General features: G+C 66.3%; 22 protein-coding genes. 8 read left to right on the forward strand and 14 right to left on the reverse strand.

Annotation, left to right across the window (positions count from 1 at the left end; translation table 11 throughout):
* Positions 1-56: 56 nt before the first annotated feature.
* Positions 57-785 (reverse strand): phosphonate utilization associated transcriptional regulator, encoded by a 729-nt coding sequence (locus tag CFB43_RS17330; protein ID WP_089461792.1) that lies wholly within the window; start codon positions 783-785, stop codon positions 57-59.
* A 206-nt stretch (positions 786-991) separates the two neighbouring features.
* On the reverse strand, positions 992-3,166 hold the full coding sequence (locus CFB43_RS17335) for a phosphocholine-specific phospholipase C (RefSeq protein ID WP_089495864.1): 2,175 nt from the start codon (positions 3,164-3,166) through the stop codon (positions 992-994).
* A 228-nt stretch (positions 3,167-3,394) separates the two neighbouring features.
* Between CFB43_RS17335 and CFB43_RS17340 the strand changes: the two genes are divergently transcribed.
* Positions 3,395-4,312, forward strand: a complete 918-nt coding sequence (locus tag CFB43_RS17340; RefSeq protein ID WP_089495865.1) for a LysR family transcriptional regulator — start codon at positions 3,395-3,397, stop codon at positions 4,310-4,312.
* 96 nt (positions 4,313-4,408) lie between these two features.
* Here CFB43_RS17340 and CFB43_RS17345 read toward each other — a convergent pair whose 3' ends face one another.
* Positions 4,409-6,049, reverse strand: a complete 1,641-nt coding sequence (locus CFB43_RS17345) for an L-lactate permease (protein ID WP_089495866.1) — start codon at positions 6,047-6,049, stop codon at positions 4,409-4,411.
* A gap of 472 nt (positions 6,050-6,521) precedes the next feature.
* On the opposite strand from CFB43_RS17345, the gene CFB43_RS17355 reads away from it, so the two are divergent.
* Complete coding sequence (locus CFB43_RS17355) at positions 6,522-6,833, forward strand: DUF4148 domain-containing protein (RefSeq protein ID WP_089495908.1); 312 nt, start codon at positions 6,522-6,524, stop codon at positions 6,831-6,833.
* 102 nt (positions 6,834-6,935) lie between these two features.
* On the opposite strand, the gene gshA is transcribed toward CFB43_RS17355, so the two are convergent.
* From gshA to ada, 3 genes are all read right to left on the reverse strand, one after another.
* Positions 6,936-8,549 carry a glutamate--cysteine ligase gene (gene gshA, locus CFB43_RS17360; protein ID WP_179254844.1) on the reverse strand — a complete coding sequence of 538 codons (1,614 nt, stop codon included), beginning with the start codon at positions 8,547-8,549 and terminating at the stop codon, positions 6,936-6,938.
* Between the two features lie 534 nt (positions 8,550-9,083).
* Entirely contained in the window at positions 9,084-10,043 is a 960-nt protein-coding gene (locus CFB43_RS17370; RefSeq protein ID WP_089495869.1) for a DNA-3-methyladenine glycosylase family protein, read from the reverse strand.
* Positions 10,040-11,131: a bifunctional DNA-binding transcriptional regulator/O6-methylguanine-DNA methyltransferase Ada gene (gene ada / locus CFB43_RS17375; RefSeq protein ID WP_089495870.1), complete on the reverse strand. Its 1,092-nt coding sequence runs from the start codon at positions 11,129-11,131 to the stop codon at positions 10,040-10,042. Before ada ends, CFB43_RS17370 begins: the two co-directional genes overlap by 4 nt.
* A gap of 432 nt (positions 11,132-11,563) precedes the next feature.
* On the opposite strand from ada, the gene CFB43_RS17385 reads away from it, so the two are divergent.
* On the forward strand, positions 11,564-11,977 hold the full coding sequence (locus CFB43_RS17385) for a VOC family protein (RefSeq protein ID WP_089495871.1): 414 nt from the start codon (positions 11,564-11,566) through the stop codon (positions 11,975-11,977).
* A gap of 21 nt (positions 11,978-11,998) precedes the next feature.
* On the opposite strand, the gene CFB43_RS17390 is transcribed toward CFB43_RS17385, so the two are convergent.
* From CFB43_RS17390 to speG, 3 genes are all read right to left on the reverse strand, one after another.
* The gene (locus tag CFB43_RS17390; RefSeq protein WP_039364653.1) at positions 11,999-12,553 is read right to left on the reverse strand and encodes a YaeQ family protein; all 555 of its coding nucleotides are present in this window, start codon (positions 12,551-12,553) and stop codon (positions 11,999-12,001) included.
* Between the two features lie 189 nt (positions 12,554-12,742).
* The gene (gene sap1 / locus CFB43_RS17395) at positions 12,743-13,090 is read right to left on the reverse strand and encodes a surface attachment protein Sap1 (protein ID WP_011353606.1); all 348 of its coding nucleotides are present in this window, start codon (positions 13,088-13,090) and stop codon (positions 12,743-12,745) included.
* A gap of 488 nt (positions 13,091-13,578) precedes the next feature.
* On the reverse strand, positions 13,579-14,136 hold the full coding sequence (speG, locus tag CFB43_RS17400) for a spermidine N1-acetyltransferase (protein WP_089426678.1): 558 nt from the start codon (positions 14,134-14,136) through the stop codon (positions 13,579-13,581).
* Between the two features lie 138 nt (positions 14,137-14,274).
* On the opposite strand from speG, the gene CFB43_RS38420 reads away from it, so the two are divergent.
* The 4 genes from CFB43_RS38420 (at position 14,275) to CFB43_RS38850 (ending at position 16,588) form a co-directional block, all read left to right on the forward strand.
* Positions 14,275-14,445: a hypothetical protein gene (locus CFB43_RS38420; protein ID WP_039364617.1), complete on the forward strand. Its 171-nt coding sequence runs from the start codon at positions 14,275-14,277 to the stop codon at positions 14,443-14,445.
* A 135-nt stretch (positions 14,446-14,580) separates the two neighbouring features.
* On the forward strand, positions 14,581-14,829 hold the full coding sequence (locus CFB43_RS17405; RefSeq protein ID WP_089495872.1) for a DUF2795 domain-containing protein: 249 nt from the start codon (positions 14,581-14,583) through the stop codon (positions 14,827-14,829).
* 109 nt (positions 14,830-14,938) lie between these two features.
* Positions 14,939-16,297, forward strand: a complete 1,359-nt coding sequence (locus tag CFB43_RS17410; RefSeq protein ID WP_089495873.1) for a GGDEF domain-containing protein — start codon at positions 14,939-14,941, stop codon at positions 16,295-16,297.
* 162 nt (positions 16,298-16,459) lie between these two features.
* Positions 16,460-16,588: a hypothetical protein gene (locus tag CFB43_RS38850; protein WP_256941070.1), complete on the forward strand. Its 129-nt coding sequence runs from the start codon at positions 16,460-16,462 to the stop codon at positions 16,586-16,588.
* A 23-nt stretch (positions 16,589-16,611) separates the two neighbouring features.
* Here the strand turns inward: CFB43_RS38850 and CFB43_RS17415 are convergent, their stop codons facing one another.
* Positions 16,612-17,151, reverse strand: a complete 540-nt coding sequence (locus CFB43_RS17415; RefSeq protein ID WP_089495874.1) for a hypothetical protein — start codon at positions 17,149-17,151, stop codon at positions 16,612-16,614.
* Positions 17,152-17,315: 164 nt separating this feature from the next.
* Complete coding sequence (mnmE, locus tag CFB43_RS17420) at positions 17,316-18,710, reverse strand: tRNA uridine-5-carboxymethylaminomethyl(34) synthesis GTPase MnmE (RefSeq protein ID WP_089495875.1); 1,395 nt, start codon at positions 18,708-18,710, stop codon at positions 17,316-17,318.
* A gap of 345 nt (positions 18,711-19,055) precedes the next feature.
* Between mnmE and CFB43_RS17425 the strand changes: the two genes are divergently transcribed.
* Entirely contained in the window at positions 19,056-19,487 is a 432-nt protein-coding gene (locus tag CFB43_RS17425; protein ID WP_089426622.1) for a helix-turn-helix domain-containing protein, read from the forward strand.
* A 106-nt stretch (positions 19,488-19,593) separates the two neighbouring features.
* Here CFB43_RS17425 and yidC read toward each other — a convergent pair whose 3' ends face one another.
* The 3 genes from yidC to rnpA all read right to left on the reverse strand — a co-directional run bounded on the left by yidC (position 19,594) and on the right by rnpA (position 22,073).
* Positions 19,594-21,261 (reverse strand): membrane protein insertase YidC, encoded by a 1,668-nt coding sequence (yidC, locus tag CFB43_RS17430; protein ID WP_089495876.1) that lies wholly within the window; start codon positions 21,259-21,261, stop codon positions 19,594-19,596.
* A gap of 8 nt (positions 21,262-21,269) precedes the next feature.
* A complete protein-coding gene (yidD, locus tag CFB43_RS17435) occupies positions 21,270-21,536 on the reverse strand; it encodes a membrane protein insertion efficiency factor YidD (protein ID WP_006750110.1) in 267 nt (88 codons plus the stop codon).
* 75 nt (positions 21,537-21,611) lie between these two features.
* Positions 21,612-22,073, reverse strand: coding sequence for a ribonuclease P protein component (rnpA, locus tag CFB43_RS17440; RefSeq protein ID WP_039364627.1), 462 nt, complete (start codon positions 22,071-22,073; stop codon positions 21,612-21,614).
* Positions 22,074-22,075 lie beyond the last annotated feature (2 nt).

Raw genomic sequence — 22,075 nt, forward strand, 5'->3', positions numbered from 1 at the left:
CTTTGCTGTCGTGCGGCAACCATTTCGCGGCAACCCCCGCAGGCGTTGCCGCGCACTTACGCGCGCACGGGCTTCTCCCGCGCCGACTTGCCCGTCGAGGGCAGCCCCTGCTCATGCGTGCGGCGCATGCGCTCGAGACCGTGCGACAAGTGCTCGCGCACGAGCGCCACGGCCTGCTCCTCGTCGCCGCCCGCGAGCGCCTGCACGATCTTGTCGTGCTCGGCCGCGGACACGGCGATCGCGTCCTCCTCGGCCTCGATCGCGGCCTGGCGCAGCAGGCCGAGCTGGCGCACGAGCCGGCGGTAGGTATCGGTGAGGTGCGTATTGCCCACGCCGACGACCATCGCGTCGTGGAACTGCACGTTCAGCTCGGTATAGCGCGTGACGTCGTGCGTCTTCGCGGCATCCTTCATCGACTGGATGATGCCCTTCAGCACCTTCAGCGTGTCGGGCGAGATGCGCTTCGCGAGCGCGCGCGCGACCGACTCGTCGAGCATCGCGCGCACTTCGTAGATCTCCTCGGCTTCGCGCAGCGGCACGACGCGCACCGTCACGCCGCGGTTCTTCTCGTTGCGCAGCAGGCCGGCCTGTTCGAGCGCGCGGAATGCTTCGCGCACGGGACCGCGCGACACGTTCAGCTTGGTCGCGATCTCGACTTCGTTGAGCTTCTCGCCAGGAGCGTATTCGCCGGAGACGATCGCGCGCTCGAGCATGTCCTGGACGATCATCGCGAGCGACTGGCTTTGCAGGAGTTCGATGGCGCTGAGCGCGTTCGGGGCTGTCATGGTCGGGCAGGCAGCAGGGCTGCGGTAGAAAACGAGGGCGCCATATCGGCGAATGATCCTTGTATACCCTCAGCCCGACACATTGTCAACAGTTTTCAGTTTCCAAAAACCAATTCCGCCTGCCGGAATGCCTCCGAAGCGCGACCGGCAGGCAGCGCTCGCGCGGCGGGCCGACTTCGCCCGCCTTGCGTGACACTTGTCGGCCGTCAGGCCGTCGGGTGCTTCACCGGCCCCGGATCGCTTTGGCTCGGCCGGCCCGTCTCGACGTGGCCCGCGAAGCGGCGCACGACCTTGTCGTCGCCACCGCGCAGCGTCGTCGCGGTGAGCGTCAGATCGTACCAGCCGTGGCTCGACGACAGCTCGAAGTGATCCTCGATGCGCTCGCCCGGCTCCAGCGTGTAGGTCCGCGCATGCTTGTGGCTATACGCGTTGTCGACCGTCACGCGGCACGTCGCGCGCCCGCTGTTGCGCAGTTGCAGGTACACGTGCCGGTTGCGCACGTCGTAGCCGATCCGCGCTTCGGGGTTCGCGTGGCGGCCGTCCGCCGCGAGCCGCGTGTTGCCCTGGAACTCGCACAGATAGCCGTTCGGGCCATACGCCGCGAGATGGTAGTCGCCGCGCGCGGCCGACGTGTTCCACGTGTCGACGAAGCGGTCGTGCGCGGACACCGCATAGCGGCGCGGGGGCGTCGTCGGGTTGCGGCGGTCGTACACGTAGAACGCGGCGCCTGCGTCACCGGTGTTCGCGAAGTCGAGCGACACGCTGTCGTCGTGCCCGCTCACGCGGCTGTGCACGAACAGCTCGTACGGCAGTGCACGTGCCGGACGCGTGCCGGGCTCCTGCGTCGGCATCGACTGCTGCGCGGGCACCTGGTACGCCTGGCCGGCCGTCGCGATGTGCTGCGGCACCGTGAAGCTGACCGTGCGCGTGTCGGGGCGCGCGGAGAAGTCGAAGGCCGACGTCAGGTCGCCGCAGATCGACCGGCGCCATGCGCTGATGTTCGGCTCCTTCACGCCGAAGCGCGCTTCGAGGAAACGCAGTACCGACGTATGGTCGAACGTCTCCGAGCACACCCAGCCGCCCTTCGTCCACGGCGAGATGATGATCAGCGGCACGCGCGGCCCGAGGCCGATCGGCTGGATGCCGCCCGGGTCGGCGCCCGGCACGAGCGGGCTCATTTCGCCCGGGTACTTGTTCAGGTCGAGCAACTCGTCGCCGAGATTCGACAGCAGGTTCGACGACACGATGCCCTGGCCGCCCACGCCGCTCGTGACCGGCGGCACCGGCGGCACGACGTGGTCGAACAGCCCGTCGTTCTCGTCGTAGTTCAGGATGAACACCGTCTTCGCCCACACTTCCGGGTTCGACGTGAGCGCCTCGAGCACCATGTTGATGTAGAACGCGCCGTCCGTCGGCGATGCCTGCGGGTGCTCGCTGTACTTGTACGGCGATACGATCCACGACACCTGCGGCAGCCGGTTCGCCTGCACGTCGGCCTTCAGCTCGGCGAGCGTGTGGTCCGACGCGCCCTTGTCGACCAGCGGGCCGCTCGCGCCTTCCTTCACCTGGAAGCGCTTGAAGAACATCAGCGAGTTGTCGGTGTAGTTGTCGGTCGGGTCGCCCGGGATACCCGTGCCGCCCTGGTACACCTTCCAGCTGATCTTCGCGTTCTCGAGGCGTTCCGCGTAGGTCGTCCACGTGTAGCCGTTCACATCGTCGCGCTCGCCGATGCCCGGGCCGTTCGGCGGGTTGCCGTAGATGTTGCGCGGGTCGACCGTGCCGGTCCACAGGTAGATGCGGTTCGGCGCGGTGTCGGCATGCGCGGAGCAGAAGTACGAATCGCAGATCGTGAACGCGTCGGCCAATGCGTAGTGGTACGTGAGATCCTGGCGCTTCAGGTAGCCCATCGTCAGCACGTCCTGCTTCTGGTTCACCCACTGGTCCCACTGGCCGTTGTTCCAGGACAGGTGGCCGCTGCTCCAGCCGTGGTTGGTGCCCGGCTGGAATTCGGTCGTCTGCTTCGGATCGAGGTAGAACGGCAGCACGTACGGCGCCGACGGATCGAGGCCGCGCGAATGGTAGTTCTTCGTGAACACCGAAGCCGGCGGCTGCTGCCACACCGGCGCACCGCTCGGCAGCAGGTGCGGGCGCGGGTCGTTGAAGCCGCGCACGCCGCGCAGCCCGCCGAAATAATGGTCGAACGAACGGTTTTCCTGCATGAAGATCACGACGTGTTCGACGTCGCGGATCGTGCCCGTGCGATAGGCGGCCGGCATCGCCAGCGCATTGCGGATCGCGGGCGGGAAGCCCGCGTAGGCGGCCATCGCGCCGGCCGACTGCGCGGCGAGGCGCAGGAAATCGCGTCGATTGTTCGAGGACATGAAGAGAACCCTGTTGTCGGTAGGAGTGGGGCGCCGGTCGAGCGGGGCCGGCGGTGGTGCGTTGCCGTTATTACCCCGCATCGGCGTGTCCCGGCCGTGACCGGTTACCGCAGGTTTCTTTGGGTTACCCCCAGGAATTTTTTCGAAGCGGCGCACGACGCGTCTTTCATCCGGCCGACATACGCGTGCGCTACGCTGACGCGCGATACAGAGGGGAGAAGCCGAGTCGTGTTCGATCAGCTGAAGGCGTTCCACGCGACCGTCCGGCAGGGCAGCATCACGCGCGCCGCGCGCCACCTGGGCGTGAGCCAGCCGACGATCGCCGCACAGATCCGGCAGGTCGAGCAGGTGTACGGCGTCGAGCTGTTCTACCGCAGCGGCCGCAAGCTCGAGGTCACCGAGACGGGCATCGAGCTGCTGCCGCTCGTCGAAAAGATGATCGCGCTCGAGGCGCAGGCCGACATCATGCTGCGCAACGTCGGCGGCCTGTTCGAAGGCCACCTGCGGATCGGCGCGACGGGGCCGTACTACATCATGGACGCGGTCGGCCGCTTCTCGAACGCGCATCCGTCGATCGCGCTCACGTGCCGGATCGGCAACTCCGAGGAGATCCTGCAGGCGCTGCAGGAATTCCGCATCGATCTCGCCGTCTCGTCGCAGCGCAACGATGCCGACGGCCTCGAACGCAAGGTGATCTCGACCGACCCGCTCGTGCTCGTCGTGCATCGCAATCATCCGCTCGCGCGCTTCGACGCGATCGATCCGGCGCAACTCGCCGACGTGCGGCTGCTGATTCGCGAGGAAGGCTCGGTCACACGCCGCTGCACGGAGACGATTCTCGACGCGGCCGGTGTCGCGGCCGTCTCGGTGGCCGAGATCGGCAGCCGCGAAGCGATCCGCGAGGCGATCCTGCACGGCGTGGGCGGCAGCCTGTTTCCGCTCGGCGAGGCCGAACGTCATCCGGATTTGCGCGTGATCGCGCTGCGCGGCGTCGACACGACGATCGACGAATACGTGTACTACCTGAAGGCGCGCCGCCAGAGCCCGGCGATCGACGCGTTCCTCGCGTGCATCCTGCCCGCCGGTGACGACGCGGCCGGAACGGATGAAGCAGGACGAACGGCGCGGCGGGCGAACGCACGCTGAACTGCCGCGCGTTCGCCGGTTCCGCACACTACTGGCGCTTTTCTCGCGCCTTCCCTCGCTTTTTCCTCGTGCCTTCCTTCTGTCGTCGCGCTCACCTCACTTCGGCAGCGCCGGAATCATCCACGTCAGCACGTGCTGCTGCATGAACACCAGCACACCGAGCAACAGCGTGAGAATCACGCTGTGCCAGAAGGTGCGCGCGAACACGACACCTTCCTGTCCTTTCAGGTCCGTCGTCGATACACCCGTCGCGATGTTCTGCGGCGAGATCATCTTGCCCATTACGCCGCCCGACGAGTTGGTCGCGGCCATCAGCACCGGATCGAGGCCGAGCTGCCGCGCGGCGACCACCTGCAGGTTGCCGAACAGCGCATTGCCCGACGTGTCGCTGCCGGACAGGAACACGGCGATCCAGCCGAGCGACGCGGACACCAGCGGGAACAGCGCGCCGGTCGACGCGACGCCGGTGCCGAGCGTGTAGCTGATCCCCGAGTAGTTCAGCAGGTACGCGAGCCCGACGATCATCATCACCGTGACGATCGCGATCCACGTCTGCCGCCAGGTCTTGACCACGCAATCGAAGAAATCGCCCACGCCGGTGCGCGTCAGCGCGGCCGTGATGATCGCCGAGAGCAGGATCGCGGTGCCCGTGCCGAGCGGCTGGAAGTCCCAGATCGCCGCATACGGCTTGTGATACAGCGACACGAACACCGCGTTGTGCAGGCCCGGCCACTTGATCTTCACGTCGCCGACCGCCGCGACGTTCGCGTGCACCCACACGATCACGACCACCGACACGACGAGCCACGGCAGCCAGCCGCCGAAGCCCGCACGCGCGGCGCCGGCCGTTGCCGGCACGCTGCGCGCGAGCGCGTATTGCGGATCGGGCTGCGGCTTCCACACCTGCAGGAAGCCGATCGTGACGATCAGCGACGTGAGCGACGACAGCACGTCGGTGAGCTGGTAGCCGAGGAAATTCGACGTGACGAACTGCGCGATCGCGAAGCTGCCGCCCGACACGAGCAGCGCGGGCCACAGCTTCGAGATCGAGCGCAGCCCGCCATACGCGCCGACCACGTAGAACGGCAGCAGCAGCGCGAAGAACGGCAACTGGCGGCCGACCATCTGCGCGAGCGTCGCGGGCGGCAGCGACGTGACCGCGCCGAGCACGGTGATCGGCACGCCGAGCGCGCCGAACGCAACCGGCGCCGTGTTGAACAGCAGCGTGTAGGTGAGCGCTTCGAGCGCGGGGAAGCCGAGCGCGATCAGGAGGGCGCTCGTGATCGCGACCGGCGTGCCGAATCCCGAGATCCCTTCGAGCAGGCAGCCGAACGAGAACGCGACGACGAGCAGCACGAGGCGGCGATCGTCGGGCAGGTTGTCGAGCATCCACTGCCGGAACTGGTCGAAGCGGCCCGACTTCACCGCGATGTTGTACAGCAGCAGCGCGTTGAAGACGATCCACATCACCGGCACGACCGCGAGCGCCATGCCCGCGCCGACCGCGTCGAACGCGAGCCCGGCCGGCATGCCCCATGCGCCGATCGCGACCGCGAGGCCCGCGACGAGTCCGGCGAGCGACGCCTGCCACGCGGGGCGGCGCAGCACGCCGAGTGCGATCAGCGCGACCGCGATCGGGATCGCGGCGACGAGGAAGGACAGCAGCAGAGAGTTGGCGACCGGCGTCAGCGGCTGTGCGAAGACGATGCCGGGCGGTAGGGCGTCGGTGGGGTTCATCGTGTCTCCAGATGTCGACCCGAGTTGGCGCTTTAGCGCTTACTCGGGTCCCATGCCTTGCGCTGACGACCCGAGCTGGCAACGGGATGCCCCGGGTTCGGTACAAGGCGATGTCCTGCGGTCACGACAACGATCAGGCGCTTGCGCACGCAACGACGTTGCACGGCCAACCGATCAGTCGCTTAAAAGAGGTTAGGAGGCGCGCGGCGCTTCTACAAGGAGGACAAGCCCGATCCGTGCCGACCCGATACGCCTGCGCCGCCGCCCGCTGACCGGGAGCAGGCAGCCTGCTGTCGTATTCGACAGAAAGCCCGCCACGAGCGGCTCTCCCGCGCAATGTTGCACATGCGGCAAAGGTGCCTGACTGCGGCCGGGATGTTTCGTTTGGCGTCCGAAGCCTAGACTGGTCGCATCGATTCCGCCCGCGCCGGCCATGGCAGGCGCGGCACCGGAACCTCACGGAGTGAACACGATGAAGACGATGAAACGGGCGGCGTGCGCCTGTGTGCTGATCGGCGCGGCCGTCGCCGCTCACGCGCAGGCCGCGTCGACGCTGACGCGTGCCGAGGTTCGCCAGGAACTGGTGGAACTGCAGGCCGCCGGCTACCGGACGAGCCTCGCGAGCAGTCCCGACTTTCCGGACCACATGCAGGCGATCATGCGCCGCGCCGCGCAGGCGCGCGGCGAGGACACCGGCTACGGCAGCGCAGGCGGGGCAAACGTGGCATCGGGCAAGCCGGCGCTGCCGCACGCGATCGACCGCGGCACGTACGCGCATCACTGACGGCAGATTCAACCGGATCGAGCGCACCACGGTGCGCGCTGACCGGCGACGGAGAGACGCATCGCGCACCGCGCCGACCGGCGCGATGCACGTGCGCAGACATCACACGCTGAAGCGGTTCAGCGTGTAGGCGCGGTAGGCCGCGACGAACGCGTCGAACGATCCGGCCTCCTTCGCTTCGAGCTCGGCCTGCTCGGCCAGCGATTTCGCGGCGAGCGCCTGCTCGGTGCGCAGCGTCTCCGCCGACGGCGGATTCGCGCGGAAATGCGCGGCATGCGCTTCGCTCTGCGCCAGCGCGAACCCGAGGAACGACTGGCCGCGCTCGCGCATCGTGCGCAGCACGCGCGCGGACGGCGTGCGCTCCGGATCGGCGAGCTTCTCGCGTTGCGCGGCGATTGCGCGCACATGCTCGTCGCCGCCGCGGATCTCGTCGAGACGGCGCCCGACGGTTTCGATATCGGCCATCAGGTCGTCCGCCCATGCCTGCAGCGTGACCGGCTGGCCGTCGCGCTGCAGCGTGAGCCCCGGCTTGCGTCCTTCCATCGTCACGCTGCCGAAGTTCGCGTTTGCTTCCTTGTACGCGGGGCAGTCGAGCGCCGGGCTCTCGTCGAGCGCGCACGCGAGCAGGAAGGCATCGATGAAGCGCGCGGTTTCCAGTGCGATGCCGGTCGGCTCGAACGGATCGATGTCGAGACAGCGCACCTCGATGTACTGCACGCCGCGCGACGCGAGCGCATGCAGCGGCCGCTCGCCCGAATACGTGACGCGCTTCGGCCGGATCGTCGAGTAGAACTCGTTCTCGATCTGCAGCACGTTCGTGTTGATCTGGATCCACTCGCCGTCGCGATGCGTGCCGATCGCCTCATACGCCGGATACGGCTCGCTCACGGCTTTCGACAGCGCGTCGAGATAGCCGGGCAGCGTGTTGTAGTCGACGTGCAGCGCGGCCTGGGCGGTCGTGTTCGAGTAGCCGAGATCGCTCATCCGCAGGCTCGTCGCATGCGGCAGGTACAGCGTATCGGCATCGAACGCGTCGAGCCTGTGCGGCTTGCCGCGCAGGAACTTCGTGTCGAGCGCGGGCGACGCGCCGAACAGGTACATCAGCAGCCAGTTGCGGCGGCGGAAGTTGCGGATCTGCGCGAGATAGCGCTCCGACTGGTAATCGACGAGCGTGGCCGTCGAACCTTCTTCCGCGTGCAGGCGCCGCCACACTTCCTCGTGCAGCGAGTAGTTGTAGTGGATGCCGGCAATGCACTGCATCGTGCGGCCGTAGCGATACGCGAGGCCGCGCCGGTACACCGTCTTCAGGCGGCCGATGTTCGACGTACCGTAGTTGGCGATCGGGATCTGGTCGTCGGCCGGCAGCAGGCCGGGCATCGAGTCGTTCCACAGGATCTCGTCGCCGAGCGACGCATAGACGTAGCGATGCAGATCGTCGAGGCGTTCGAGCGTGATCGCGGCGTCGCCTTCCGCGGGCGTGATCAGCTCGATCAGCGCTTCGGAGTAGTCGGTCGTCAGCGACGGGTGCGTGAGCGCCGAACCGAGCGCGCGCGGATGCGGCGTGAATGCGATCATCCCGTCGCGCGTCACGCGCAGGCTTTCCTTTTCGATGCCGCGCAGGCCGTCGGGCAGATGCTGCCGCGTCGGGCCCGAGCTCAGCGCGTCGAGGCGATTCAGCAGCAGTTCGGACTGGCGGTGAGTCATGGTGTTCGACATGGAGACGCAAGTGCGTGACGGCCGCGCGCAGAACGCCGCGCGCGGCCGGCTGGATTGTTGGTCGCTTCGTTGGTAGCGGGCACTTTAACATCTCGCCGAAACACGCGCTTGAGGTGGCGCCGGGCACGGTGCGCGGGCCGGAGCGGGCCGCCGGACGGGCCGGTCGCGGCGGTCGCCACCTCTGCGACCGGTTCCATGCGGCGCCAACGGGCACGCCGGTTACGCGAATTCGTCTGACGGAACGTGATGCGCGAACGGGTGGCGGCAGGTGCAACCCTGCCGCTGAACCGATCGCGGAAAGCGCGGTAAGTGGGCATCGCGCGCCCCACATCCGGCCGACGACGGATGCGCGGAATTGCCGTGACGGCCGGTGTCCGGTGTCCGGTGTCCGGTGTCCGGTGTCCGGTGTCCGGTGTCCGGTGTCCGGTGTCCGGTGTCCGGTGTCCGGCGGTCAGCCTACGCAGGTCGGCATGACCTGCGCAACGGGTTGCATCGCGGCCTCGCCAGGTCGCACCCGGCCGCAGGCCACCGCGATCACCCGCCGCGCGCGCCGCCCGCCCGGTCGGCCACCTCATTCCACAAGTGCAGCGCCGCGTACGCGCGCCACGGCCGCCAGCCTTCGGTGCGGTGCTTCTGGGTCGCGAGCCGGTCGAGCGCCGGATCGCGTGCGGCGATCGACTGCATCAGCACGAGATCGGAGGCCGGCCAGGCGTCCGGATCGCGCCATGCGCGCATCGCGATGTATTCGACGGTCCACGGGCCGATGCCGGGCAGATCGAGCCACGCACTGCGCAGCGTCGCGAGATCGGCGTGCTCGCGATCGACCGGCACGTCGCCAGCCGCCACCGCGCGCGCCACGCCCGTCAGTGCCGCCACCCGCTTGCCCGGCATCCCGATCTTGTCGAGATCGCAGGCGCCCAGCGCATCGGGCGTCGGGAAACGCCACGCGGGCATGCCGTCGTCCTCCTGAACCACACGCTCGCCGGCCCGTTCGACGAGCCGGCCGACGATCGTCGTCGCGGCCTTCACGCTCACCTGCTGGCCGACGATCGCCCGCACGGCCAGCTCGAATCCCGACCACGCGCCCGGCACTCGCAGCCCTGGCGCGGCCTCGACGAGCGGAGCGAACCATGGATCGCGCGCGAGCCCGCTGCCGATGGCGGCCGGATCGGCGCCGAGGTCGAACATCGTCGCGACGCGCATGGCGAACGCATCATCGACATGACGTGCGACCGCGCCTTCTACCGTCGCGACCAGGCAGTGCTTGCGCGGATGTTTCGCGACCGTGAGCCGGCCGGCATCGCCGTGCAGGTCGACGATGCGGCGATACACGCCGTCCGCCACCTGCTCGACACCCGGAATCGCGCGCCCGCTGAAAAAGCGCAGCACGCGCGCCCAGTCGTAAGGCGCATTGAAGCGCAGCTCCATTTGCGCGGACGGCGGCACATGGCCGCCGTTCACGATGGAAGTGATGGTTGTTTTTGCGATGCTCAAACTGCGCTGCCCTCCGCAACGGATTCGGTTTGATCGTCGTGCACATGACGCGCTTCGGAAGCGAGCAGCGTCGCCTTGCGGCGCACGCCCCAACGATACCCGGAAAGCGCGCCACCCTTCTGTACGACCCGGTGGCACGGGATCGCGAGCGCGACCGGATTCGACGCACACGCGGACGCGACGGCGCGCACCGCGCGCGGCGCACCCAGCGCCTCGGCAATCTCCGAGTAGCTGCGCGTTTCGCCGTACGGAATATGCGTCAGCGCCTCCCACACGCGCTGCTGGAATGCGGTCGGCGCGATGTCGAGCGGCAGGTCGAACGCGTGCCGTGTGCCATCCAGATACGCGCGGATTTGCGCGACGAACGGCTCAAGCCGTGTCGACGCTTCGACCAGTTCGGCACGCGCGAACGCATCCTTCAACTCGCCGACGAGCGCGGCCGGCTCGTCGCCGAACGCGATCCGGCAGATGCCCAGCCCGGTCGCGGCGACGAGCACGGTGCCGAGCGACGTCGATGCGGTCGCATAGTCGATCCGCAGCCCCGCGCCCTGCCGGCGAAACGCCGACGGCGCCATCCCGAGCTCGCGCGGCACCGACGCATAGAGCCGCGACGGCGAGTTGAAGCCCGCGTCGACGCCCGCCTGCGTGACCGGCTGCCCGCTTTGCAGCGCCTGCCGCAGCGCGGCGCCGCGCTGCGCGGCCTGGTACTGCCGCGGCGACACGCCGACCACGCGCTTGAAGAGCCGCTGAAGGTGAAACGGGCTCACGTGCACGGCGTCGCTCAGTTGCTGCAGCGTGAGCCGTTCGGCCTGCGCGTCGAGCACCGCGCACGCGCGGTTGACGATCTCGAGCTCGCGCGGCAGCCCTTCCGGCTGGCAGCGCTTGCAGGGCCGGAAGCCAGCCGCACGCGCGGCGGCCGTATCGGCGTAGAAGGACACATTTTCGCGACGCGGCAGCCGCGACGCGCAGGTCGGGCGGCAGAACACGCCGGTCGTGCTTACGGCGTAGAAGAACGCGCCGTCCGCATGCGGATCGCGCTCGGTGACGGCGCCCCAGCGGGCATCATCGGTCGGATAGGCGGTTTTCATCTGAACCTCGCACTCTCTAGTGTAGATGGTGCCTACTCTAGACATCGGCACGTGCCGTCGCGCCCTGAATCTTGCTCTGTGATTCGGGCCCGATAATCGGGGGCGAATCGACTGAAAATAAACCCGACAAACCGCGCGCGCCGGCTGTTCCGGCGCGGTTTTCGTCATTGTCCCGTCACCATTTTGCTGCAGTGCGGATGCGACAAATCGCCGTCCTGACGTTTTTTTGCATTCGGAATATTGCGTCGCACCATCGCCGTGTGTATAGTTGGAACTGTCTCCTCCATGTCTCCTCCTGATATGGATTAAGCCCGTTCCGCTCTGCGTGAACGGGCTTTTTTTCGTCCGCCGATTGTGCCGCGTTCCGGCCGGCGGCGCAGGCGCGATGCGTCTACACTCGATGCTCGTGGACTGCGAAGGAGAGCCTTGCCCATGAAACCGACCATCCGCGCGATCGATCACATCGTGCTGCGCGTGACCGACATGGCCACGATGACGCGCTTTTACTGCGACGCCGTCGGCTGCCATGTGGAGAAGGAACAGCCCGATCTGGGCCTCGTGCAACTGCGCGCCGGCGACGCGCTGATCGACCTGCTGTCGGTCGGCGGCCCGATCGACCGTCCCGACAGCGGCCCGCCCGGCACGGGACGCAATCTCGATCACCTGTGCCTGCGCGTCGAGCCGTTCGATCCCGACGCGTTGGCCGCCCATTTCGCCACGCATGGCGCGCGGCCGGGCGCGCCCGCGGAGCGCTACGGCGCCGGCGGCTACGGGCCGTCGATCTACCTGTTCGACCCGGAAGGCAACATGCTCGAATTCAAGGGGCCGCCGGCCGCGATCGGCTGAACGCGGCCGGCACGCGGGCCGTCACGCGTCCGCGCGCGCCTTCAGCACCGTCCACTCGACCGCCACCGGATCGTGGTCGGCGCTCGAGATCCACGCGGCGCCGTCCTGCACCGTGCATTGCAGGCGCATCGTGCGCTCCGCGAGTTTCCCGAGCGCGGCCGCGACACCGTCGTTCAGCGACAGCACCTGCACGTTGCGCAGCCGCTCGACCTTGCTGCGCACGCCCTGCCACCAGATATCCGACGTCTTGCCGCCATATGCGATCACCGTGACCTGCCCGGCGCGGCCGGCCGCCTTCGAGATGCGCCGCTCGTCGGGCTGGCCGGCTTCGATCCAGACGTCGATCGCGCCGGTCAGGTCCTTCTGCCACAGGTCGGGCTCGTCGACGTCCGACAGCCCCTTGCAGAATTCGAGCCGCTCGTGCGCGAACAGCGCGAACGCGACGATGCGCACCATCATCCGGTCGTCGGTTTCGGACGGATGGCGCGCCACCGTCAGCGCGTGATCGGCGTAGTAATGCCGATCCATGTCGGCGATTTGCAGTTCGGCTTTGTAGATCGTGGATTTCAGCGCCATGCGGAGTCGGCCCGGGCGGGCATTCGGTTCGGTCGGGCCGTGATGATACCGAATGCGGGCCGTCCGGCGCGTGTCATGCACTACCCACAGCGCAACGGCCCGGCATGGGCCGGGCCGTGTTCGGTTCGCGCCGCCGGCTCATCTGGCCGGCGCGCTCGCGCGTCGTGTGACGGCGCGATGAATGAGCGGTTACTGCTTGACGAAGCGCGAATCGGTCCAGAGACCCTGCTGGTCGCTGTTGTCGGCGCTGACGAACTGCACGTCGCCCTGGTCGACCGACACCACGCGGAAGCGCTGGCCTTCCGGCACCGACAGGCACCGGTAATCGTCGAAGTATTGCTGCTTCGCCTGCGACTTGCCGTCACGCTCGTGACTCAGTACGGAGTCCAGATTGTCTTTCGACAGGCAGCCCCATGCGTTCTTCGTCAACTGGATTTCCTGCTTCGGCTTGACGGCCGAATCGCCGCCGGCTTGGGCAATCGACACCGCGCAAAATGCGCCGACGAGGGCAAAAAGGATACCGGTACGTTTCATCATGTTCTGTCTCCAGGCTTGCGGGCACCAGGCTTGGGTTAGCTATGTGTTTAAAGGTGATCGTGAACCCGCGTTTTTCACTTTAGAAGACCGGCAAGCGATAGCAAGCACATTTGTTGTGCGACCGCAATAGCGGCGGATTGTCGCACCCCGTGCGCAGCCTGTTTTTCTCACCCTGCGTAAACACGACGACGCGCACCGCCCGACGAACAGGCTCGCGCCGCCGGGCGGAAAGCGTTACTCAGCAAGACTTTCATCAAAGTTACAATGCGGCGATTGAACGGTTTGGATAATCCATTTCGCTATCCGGATCATTTTGATGCGCCGCACATAAAGTCATCCGAAACGATTCGACTTTACCGCAACGCGGAATCGCATTTACCTGATACAAGAAAAATGCCAGGTATAAGCGCATCCGTATTTATCCGTACTTCGCCGCATGGTTTCAGCGCCCGCGAAAGCCCCGCCGCAAGCGCATTTGGCCAGCGTGTTTACCCTGCCTTATTCTGGGTAGCTTGCTGGCGTTCGAAATAATCGCGCTGAAAAATGCACATGCGATAAGCGTTGTGATACGCGCCGTTTCCGAAAAATTCTTCCTTCAATTCGGCCTCGTGCTGGAATCCGCATTTCTCATACACGTGAATCGCCGCCGCATTCGACGTATCGACGATCAGGTACAGCTTGCGCATGTTCAGCACCTTGAACGCGTACTCGATCGCAAGACGCGTCGCCTGGCCCGCATAGCCGCGCCCCTGGCGTTGCGGCGCGATGATGATCTGGAATTCGCCGCGGCGATGGATGTAGTCGAGCTCGATCAGCTCGACGAGGCCGACCAGTTCGTCTTGCGCATCGACCGCGACGAAACGGCGCTCGCGCTGGTCGTGCACGTGGCGGTCGTACAGTTGTGACAGTTCCGAGAAGGTTTCGTACGGCTCCTCGAACCAGTAGCGCATGATCTTTGCGTCGTTGTTCAGCTCGTGGACGAAGCGCAGGTCCTGGCGTTCCAGGGGCCGCAGCGCGAGCGTGTTGGTATCGTTCTGGAGTTGCATGTTCATGTCCTTTTTGATGCCGGCGCACGTGCGGCAAGGCCGCATCCGGGCCTGTTTCGCACTGTAAGAAATTGAACGCGGGCGAAGTTCAGAGCCTAGAATGGGAGCAAGGGTTCCTGCCACCGCAAGGAGGCTATCGTGTTCGAGCAAGTCATACTCGGAATATTCCTCGTGCTGCCGCTCGTGATCGTCGCGGCGCTGTTTTCCGACGAACTTTGGCAGGAACATCGGCGCCAGCATCCGCGCGACGAAAACGCACCGCACATCGACTGGAAGCATCCGTGGCGCCGCGTGCGACGCGGGCATTGAGTCGATTGCCGTTCATCCGCGGGGCGTGCCGGCCCGGCCGCCCTGGCATGTGAACGCGTGACGTGCCCTGTTAAGCCCCCGAATTTCGCCTCGATCCGATTCCCACTTGATCCGCTCACTCCGCGAGACGCCGCCGTGAACGACCAGCCCGCCCAACCTCCGCACGACATTCCCAGCGAAACGATCGACCTGCAGATCGCCGACGTGCTGGCGGCCGTCCACTACCCGGCCAACAAGGATGCGATCGTCGATGCCGCGCGCGACGCCGGCGCCAGCAACGAAGTGCTGTCGATGCTCGACGGCCTGCCCGAGCAGGACTACGCGGACGTGAATGCCGTCACCCAGTGGGTCGCCGGCAACTTCGGTCCCGGCCTCGGGGTTTGAGCGCGCACCCATAACGCGATAGGATCAGGCCGCACCGGTCGCGCAGCGGCCGGTTGCCTGTCGCCCGGCGCAAGACCGGGTGTTTCCGCCTACGTGCCCGGGGAACTCCATGGAAGGCATCCTGATCCAGCACACGACACGCCGTCAGCTCTGGTTCGGCGCCCTGACGGCGCTCGTCATCGTGCTCGCGCTCGGGATCGCCGCGCCGCACGCGAACGTCGAGCTGCCGGCCGTCGAGCCGTTCATGCCGATGTGCGCGCTCACCGTGTTCACCACCGCGAGCATCGCGGCGTTCTTTCTCGGCGCGCAGTTCACCGTGACGCGCCAGCCGGTGCTCGGCGCGCTCGGCGGCGCCTACGCGTTTACCGCGCTCGCCGTCGCATTGCAGCTGCTCACCTTTCCCGGCGTGTTCGCGCCACACGGGCTGTTCGGCGCGCAACCGCAAAGCGCCGCGTGGATGTGGATCTTCTGGCATGCCGGCTTCCCCGGTTTCGTGATGGTCGCGCTGCTCGCGCGCGAGCGGCTGGCGCGCGCCCCGATCGGCGCGCAGCAGACACGCTGGTGGACGGTCGTGCTGATCGGCGGGCCGGCGGTCGTCGCCGGGCTGCTGTGCCTGTTCGCGCTGAACGTGTCGCTGCCGCCCGCGTTTCATCCGCCGGGCGACGCGGCCGTGCTGCCCGTCAACGCCGTCGCGCTGATCGTGTGGCTGCTCAATGCGCTGGCGCTCGTGGCCGTGCTGGCCACCGGCCGGCTGCGTACGACGCTCGACCTGTGGCTCGCGATCGCGGTGCTCGCGTGCCTCACCGACACGACGCTGAACCTGATGAGCACCCATCGCTTCACGGTTGGCTGGTACCTCGCGCGCGTGTTCAGCATGTTCACGCCGGGCGTGCTCGTGTGCGTGCTCGCGTGGGAAGTGACGATGCTGTACCAGCGGCTGTTCGAGGCACACGCGACACTGATCCGTTCGTCCGCACGCGACGGCCTGACGGGCGCATTCAACCGCATGCACTTCAACGATCATTTCCACATGCTGTTTCTGCAGGCACGACGGCAAGGCGAACCGCTGTCGCTGCTGATGGTCGACGTCGATCGCTTCAAGGCGTACAACGACGCGTTCGGCCACGTGAAGGGCGACGCGTGCCTGATCGCGGTCGCGAATGCGCTGGCCGGCGCGGTGCGGCGGCCAGCGGACATGGTCGCGCGTTACGGCGGCGAGGAGTTCGCGATCGTGCTGCCGAACACGGGGGCGCGCGGTGCGCGGCTGGTCGCCGAGGAAGCGCGCGAAGCGGTGCTGCGGCTCGATCTCGCGATGCCGGCAGCCCCCGCCGGACGCGTGAGCGTGAGCGTCGGCTGCGCGACCGTGTCGCCCGACGATCTGTCGACGCCCGATGCATTGATCGAAGCCGCCGATGCCGCGCTGTATCGTGCGAAGGATACGGGGCGAAACAGGGTCGTCACCGCCTGAAAACGTCTGCGGTTTCAGGGATTCTTCGGAGATTTGTTACGGTCATTGTGACCGGAATAATCCGCCGTTACGGATTGCGGATCAGGGAAACGATCGCTTACAGCCGGTGTTGCAGGCGCTCGCTATGCTGGGTTTCATATTGAACCCATGCAGGTGAACGCGATGAAGAAGACCCTTTTGCTGATTGCCGGCGTCGCCGTGCTGTTGAGCGGCTGTATCGTGGTGCCTGATGGTGGCGGGTATTACGGTGGTGGCGGCTACTACCACCATCATCATCGGGACTGGGATTGATGCAAGTGAAGGTCCGGATGGGGTTACGATTTCGGACGTTCAATTCCGAACAATTGCTCGATCACCGCTTCCAGGCCGTCGAGAGACCTAAATTCCGACTGTGATAGCGAACGCTGCCCGTCTCGAACCGCCTTCAGCCCAAGTGCATTGGCCCGCGTATGCCGCACGACACCACGGTCCTCAATGTCGGGGAGCGGCTCGCCTGGAGGCCCGCCGAACCAGCGATACTCGATGGCCTTGAGATCGTGATCGACAACGATCCAGAGAACACAACCACTCGGGCATTTTCCCAGCTTCAGGTTGATGTTGACCCGGGACCGAGCACCGTCATAAAGCGATACCTTGAGCTGAATATGCCGCAGGACACTCGCGCTGCTCATGACAAGGTCGTAGCCGCTCGTATCGAACTCCGCGCGCAATACCTCGATGTCCATGACGTCTCGCAGCCAAAGCAGACGCATGACTTCCGCGATGAAGGCATGCTCGACAATGCGCTCCCTCAGCACCGAATAGGTTGCGTGCTTGGCTCGAACTTCTTGGTCGTCGCTTCCGCTCTCCGACACTCCGCCCTCTTTTCTGGTTTGTTGGTTTTTCCGCAGGACAAGTTGGCACCGAAAAGCTTTGCGGGTTCACAACCTTGTTGAAAGTGGTATGCCAGGGCTTGTCCAACCCGCGCCCACGGAAATACAGCGATTGAGAGAGAAAGTCGGCTAACTTGAGCGCCAGCTCACTTCCCAATACAAAACCTGCTAAAAATCACCCCCAGCAGATCATCAGAAGTGAACTCCCCGGTAATCGCATTGAGCTGCTCCTGCGCGAGCCGCAGTTCTTCGGCAAACAGATCGAGCGACTGCGCCCTCTGCTCCGCATGATCCGCCGCCTGCGCGAGATGCTCCTGCGCGGCCCGCAGCGCGATCAAATGCCGCTCGCGCGCAAGATAAACGCCCTCGGCCCCCGCCTGCCACCCTGCAATCCGCAGCAACTCCGCGCGCAGCATGTCGATCCCGTCGCCGCGCTTCGCCGACAGATGCACCTCGGTCAGATCGCCTTCCGCCGCCGGATGCTCGACGCACGCCGGCACACCGGTCAAATCCGTCTTGTTCAGCACGCGCACCACCGGCACGCCACCCGGGAACCGCGCGGCGATCACTTCGTCATCCGCCGTCATCCCGGTGCGCGAATCCAGCAGATGCAGCACGACATCCGCCCGCTCGATCTCGCTCCACGTGCGCGCGATGCCGATCCGCTCGACCTCGTCCTCGGTCTCGCGCAACCCGGCCGTGTCGATGATGTGCAGCGGGATCCCTTCGACCTGGATCGTCTGCGCGACCTTGTCGCGCGTCGTGCCCGCGATCGGCGTGACGATCGCCAGCTCCGCACCGGCCAGCGCATTCAGCAAGGACGACTTGCCGACGTTCGGCTGCCCCGCCAGCACGACCGACAATCCTTCACGCAGCAACGCCCCCTGCCGCGCGTCGCCCAGCACGTGCGCGAGCTGCGCGCGGATCTTCGCGAGCTTGCCGCGCGCGTCGGCCGCTTCCAGGAAATCGATCTCTTCTTCCGGAAAATCGAGCGTCGCCTCGACCAGCATCCGCAGCGTGATCACGTCGTCGACGAGCGCATGGATCTGCCGCGAGAACGCGCCGTCGAGCGAACGCCCGGCCGAACGCGCGGCGGCTTCGGTGCTCGCCTCGATCAGGTCGGCGACGGCCTCGGCCTGCGCGAGGTCGAGCTTGTCATTCAGGAACGCGCGCCGCGTGAATTCGCCGGGCTCCGCGAGCCGCAGCCCGAAACCGCGCCCCGCATCGAGGCAACGCTGTAGCAGCAACTGCATCACGATCGGCCCGCCGTGCCCCTGCAGCTCGAGCACGTGCTCGCCGGTGTACGAATGCGGCGCCGGGAAGTACAGCGCGATCCCGCGGTCGAGCGGCGCGCCGTGCTCGTCGAGGAACGGCACGTAGCTCGCGTGGCGCGGGGCGAGCTTCTGCCCGCACAACGCGTCGATCAGCGGCAACGCGGCCGCCTCGCCGCCGCGCCCGAACGACACGCGGACGACCCCGATGCCACCCCGGCCGGCAGCAGTGGCAATGGCGACGATCGGATCGGAATCGGTAGCGAGCATGGGAATCGAATGAATGGGATGAATCGGGTGATCAGTGAATATGGTGCGCCCGCGCAACACTTCGGGCGTCGGAACGCCGGCATTGTAGCGTGCCGGCACACACGTCACCGGCCGCCGCGCAGGATTCGGACACGCTCGAATTTATCCCGCCGGGGATAAGCCGGGTATCAGCCCGGCGCCATGTCGCAGCCACCGTTTCGGACGAGTATGCCTGCTGGAGCGGCCTAACGCTGCGGCCCTCAATTCCACCACCCACCCCGATCAAGACCGGGATTCATCTGAACGAGCTATGTTTATCCTGAATGGTTGTCTGGGACACGACGGTGGAATTGCACAATCTCCCCCATGCCGACATCCGAAGAAAAAGCCGCGTTCTCGGAACGCCTGAAATTCGCCCTGCGGCGCAGCCCGGAGAAGGTCACCGGTGCGACGGAGCTGGCGAACCGATTCAATCTGCGCCACCGCGGAGCGCAGCCCGTTTCGCCGCAAACCGCGCACAAATGGCTGACGGGCCGCACGATCCCGACGTCGGACAAACTCGTCACGCTCGCCGAATGGCTGCGCGTCGAAGTCCACTGGCTGCATTACGGCCCGTCGCCGAGCGTGATCGAACACCCGACGCCGCAACCGCTGCCGCGCGACGAGCGCTATCCGCCGACGCCCGAGACGATCGAACTCGCGTCGAAGATCGAAGCGTTGTCGCCGCATCATCGCTACCTCGTGCAGGAACTGGTCGAGCAGTTCTACGGCGACTCGGGCGAAGCGAAGAAGGGCTGAACCCGCGCACCGTACCCGCAAAAAGCAAAAAGCCGCATGGGCGAACCATGCGGCTTTTTTTCGTGCATCGCGGGGCGAACGCGCCGCCCCGCGTGTGCAACGGGCGTCAGGCCGGTTTCTTCTTGGCCCCGCCGAGCTTGCGCGTGATGTAGTACTGCTGTGCGATCGACAGCACGTTGTTCACGACGTAGTACAGCACGAGGCCGGCCGGGAAGAAGAAGAACATCACCGAGAATGCGATCGGCATGAACTTCATCATCTTTGCCTGGACCGGGTCCGGCGGCGTCGGGTTCAGGCTCGTCTGCACGTACATCGAGACAGCCATCAGCACCGGCAGGATGAAGAACGGATCGCGCTGCGACAGGTCGTGAATCCACAGCACCCACGGCGCACCGCGCATTTCGACCGACGCGAGCAGCACCCAGTACAGCGAGATGAACACCGGGATCTGGATCACGACCGGCAGGCAGCCGCCGAACGGATTGACCTTCTCGGTCTTGTACAGCTCCATCAGCGCGGCGTTCATCTTCTGCGGATCGCTCTTGAAGCGTTCGCGCAGCGCCTGCATGCGCGGCGTGATCTCCTTCATGCGCGCCATCGACTTGTAGCTCGCCGCCGACAGCGGGAAGAACACGGCCTTGATCAGGATCGTCAGCAGCACGATCGACCAGCCCCAGTTGCCGATGTAGCCGTGGATCTTCTCGAGCAGCCAGAACAGCGGCTTCGCGATGATCGTCACCCAGCCGTAGTCCTTCACGAGTTCCAGGCCCGGCGCGATGCCTTCGAGCATGCGCTCTTCTTCCGGACCGGCGAACAGGCGGGCCTGCACGTCGGCCGACTGGCCCGGCGCGATCGCGGCGACCGGCTGCTTCACGCCGACGCGGTACAGCGTCGGATCGATCTTCTCAGCGTAGATGTCGCGCTTCACGCCCTGCTGCGGAATCCAGGCCGACGCGAAGTAGTGCTGCACCATCGCAACCCAGCCGTTGTCGGCGGAGGTCACGTAGTCGGCCTTGTTCTTGTCGAGGTCGCTGAAGTTGATCTTCTGGAAGTGCTTCGCGTCCGTGTAGACCGCCGGCCCAAGGAACGTGTGCGAGAACATCGGCGTTTCGACGGCCGTGTTGTCGCGCACCAGTTCCATGTAGACCGTCGGCTTGACCGGTGCCGTGCCGACGTTGTCGATCTTGGTGTCGACGCCGATCACGTAGCTGCCGCGCGTGAACGTGTAGGTCTTCACGACTTTCACGCCACCCTTCACCGGCGACTCGAACGACAGCTTCAGCGCGTTCTGGTCACCCGTCAGCGACGTCGTACCCGGGTTCAGCTGCGTGTAGACGTCGTTGTGGTTCGGGAAATCGCCGCCGAGCAGGCCCGAGCGTGCGAGATACGTGTGGCCGGCCGTGTGGTCGAACAGCGTGATGTACAGGTCGGGCTGCTTGCCGTCGCCCTGCTTCTTCAGCGTAAGCTTCGCGAGCGTGCCGCCGCGCGTGTCGATTTCGCCGTCATACACGTCGGTCGAGAACTTCACGAGCTGCGCCTGGGCGGCCGGTGCCGTCGTCGACGGTGCGGCGCCGGCCGCGGCGGCAGGCACTTCACCTGCGGTCGTCGTCGTCGCGCCCGTGCCCGATGCACCGCCGGCAGCGGCCGCGGGGGCCGTCTGCGTGGCACTCGGGAAGAACATCGACGGGCGTCCATGGTCCCGCTGCCAGTTGTCGTACAGCATGACAGCTGACATGAAGAAGATCACCCATAGGACGGTGCGTTTGATATCCATGCGTTGTCTCAGAGTCGATGGGACCGCGCGTCGGCTTCGCCGCGAGCGCGAGTGTCGGAGTTGGGCGGCGGGACGAGGTCGATGCCGCCCGCGGAAAACGGATGGCATCGGCACACGCGCCTGACGGCGAGATACGTGCCGCGCGCGGCGCCATGATACTGGATTGCCTCGCGCGCGTAATCCGAACAGGAAGGATAAAAACGGCAACGGTTGCCGAGCATCGGGCTCACGGCAACCTTGTAGAAGCGCAGCAAGGCGATCAATACCGTTTCCATACCTTGGGCGACGCCGTTCGGCGCCGCGTCAAAACCGGCCGGGCAGGCGCGAACGCCGCACCGGGCACGGATGCGTCACTCGGACGCGGGCTTCGACGCACGGCGGGCGATCTCCCGGACTGCCCTGTCGAGCAGTTCGCGAATCTCGGCCGCACACATCGCCGCGAGCGGGGCGGAAGCCGCGCTCGGCAGCGCTTTCTTGTCGAAGCGCGTGTGCTGCCGCAGCAGCAGGTCGTAACCGGCGAATTCGGCCCGGCGCAGGCGAAACTGATCGCGCGCCAGCCGCTTCACGAGGTTACGTGTTACTGCACGCGGCGCATACTTCTTGCCGACGACGAGCCCCAGACGCGCGGGCTGACCGGTCGGCTTGCCGTAAATCACGAAGTGCGCGGAGCGCCGCCAGGGGCGCAAACGAAAAACGGATGAAAATTCATCCGTTTTCAGAAGTCGCGCAGCTTTCGGGAAGGCGGCTTTCGTCTGTGACGGATTCGCACCCGGCTCGACGGCACCTTCCGCAGGACTGCGGACGGCGGACACAG

Source organism: Burkholderia sp. AU15512, from assembly GCF_002223325.1.
Lineage (GTDB): Bacteria > Pseudomonadota > Gammaproteobacteria > Burkholderiales > Burkholderiaceae > Burkholderia.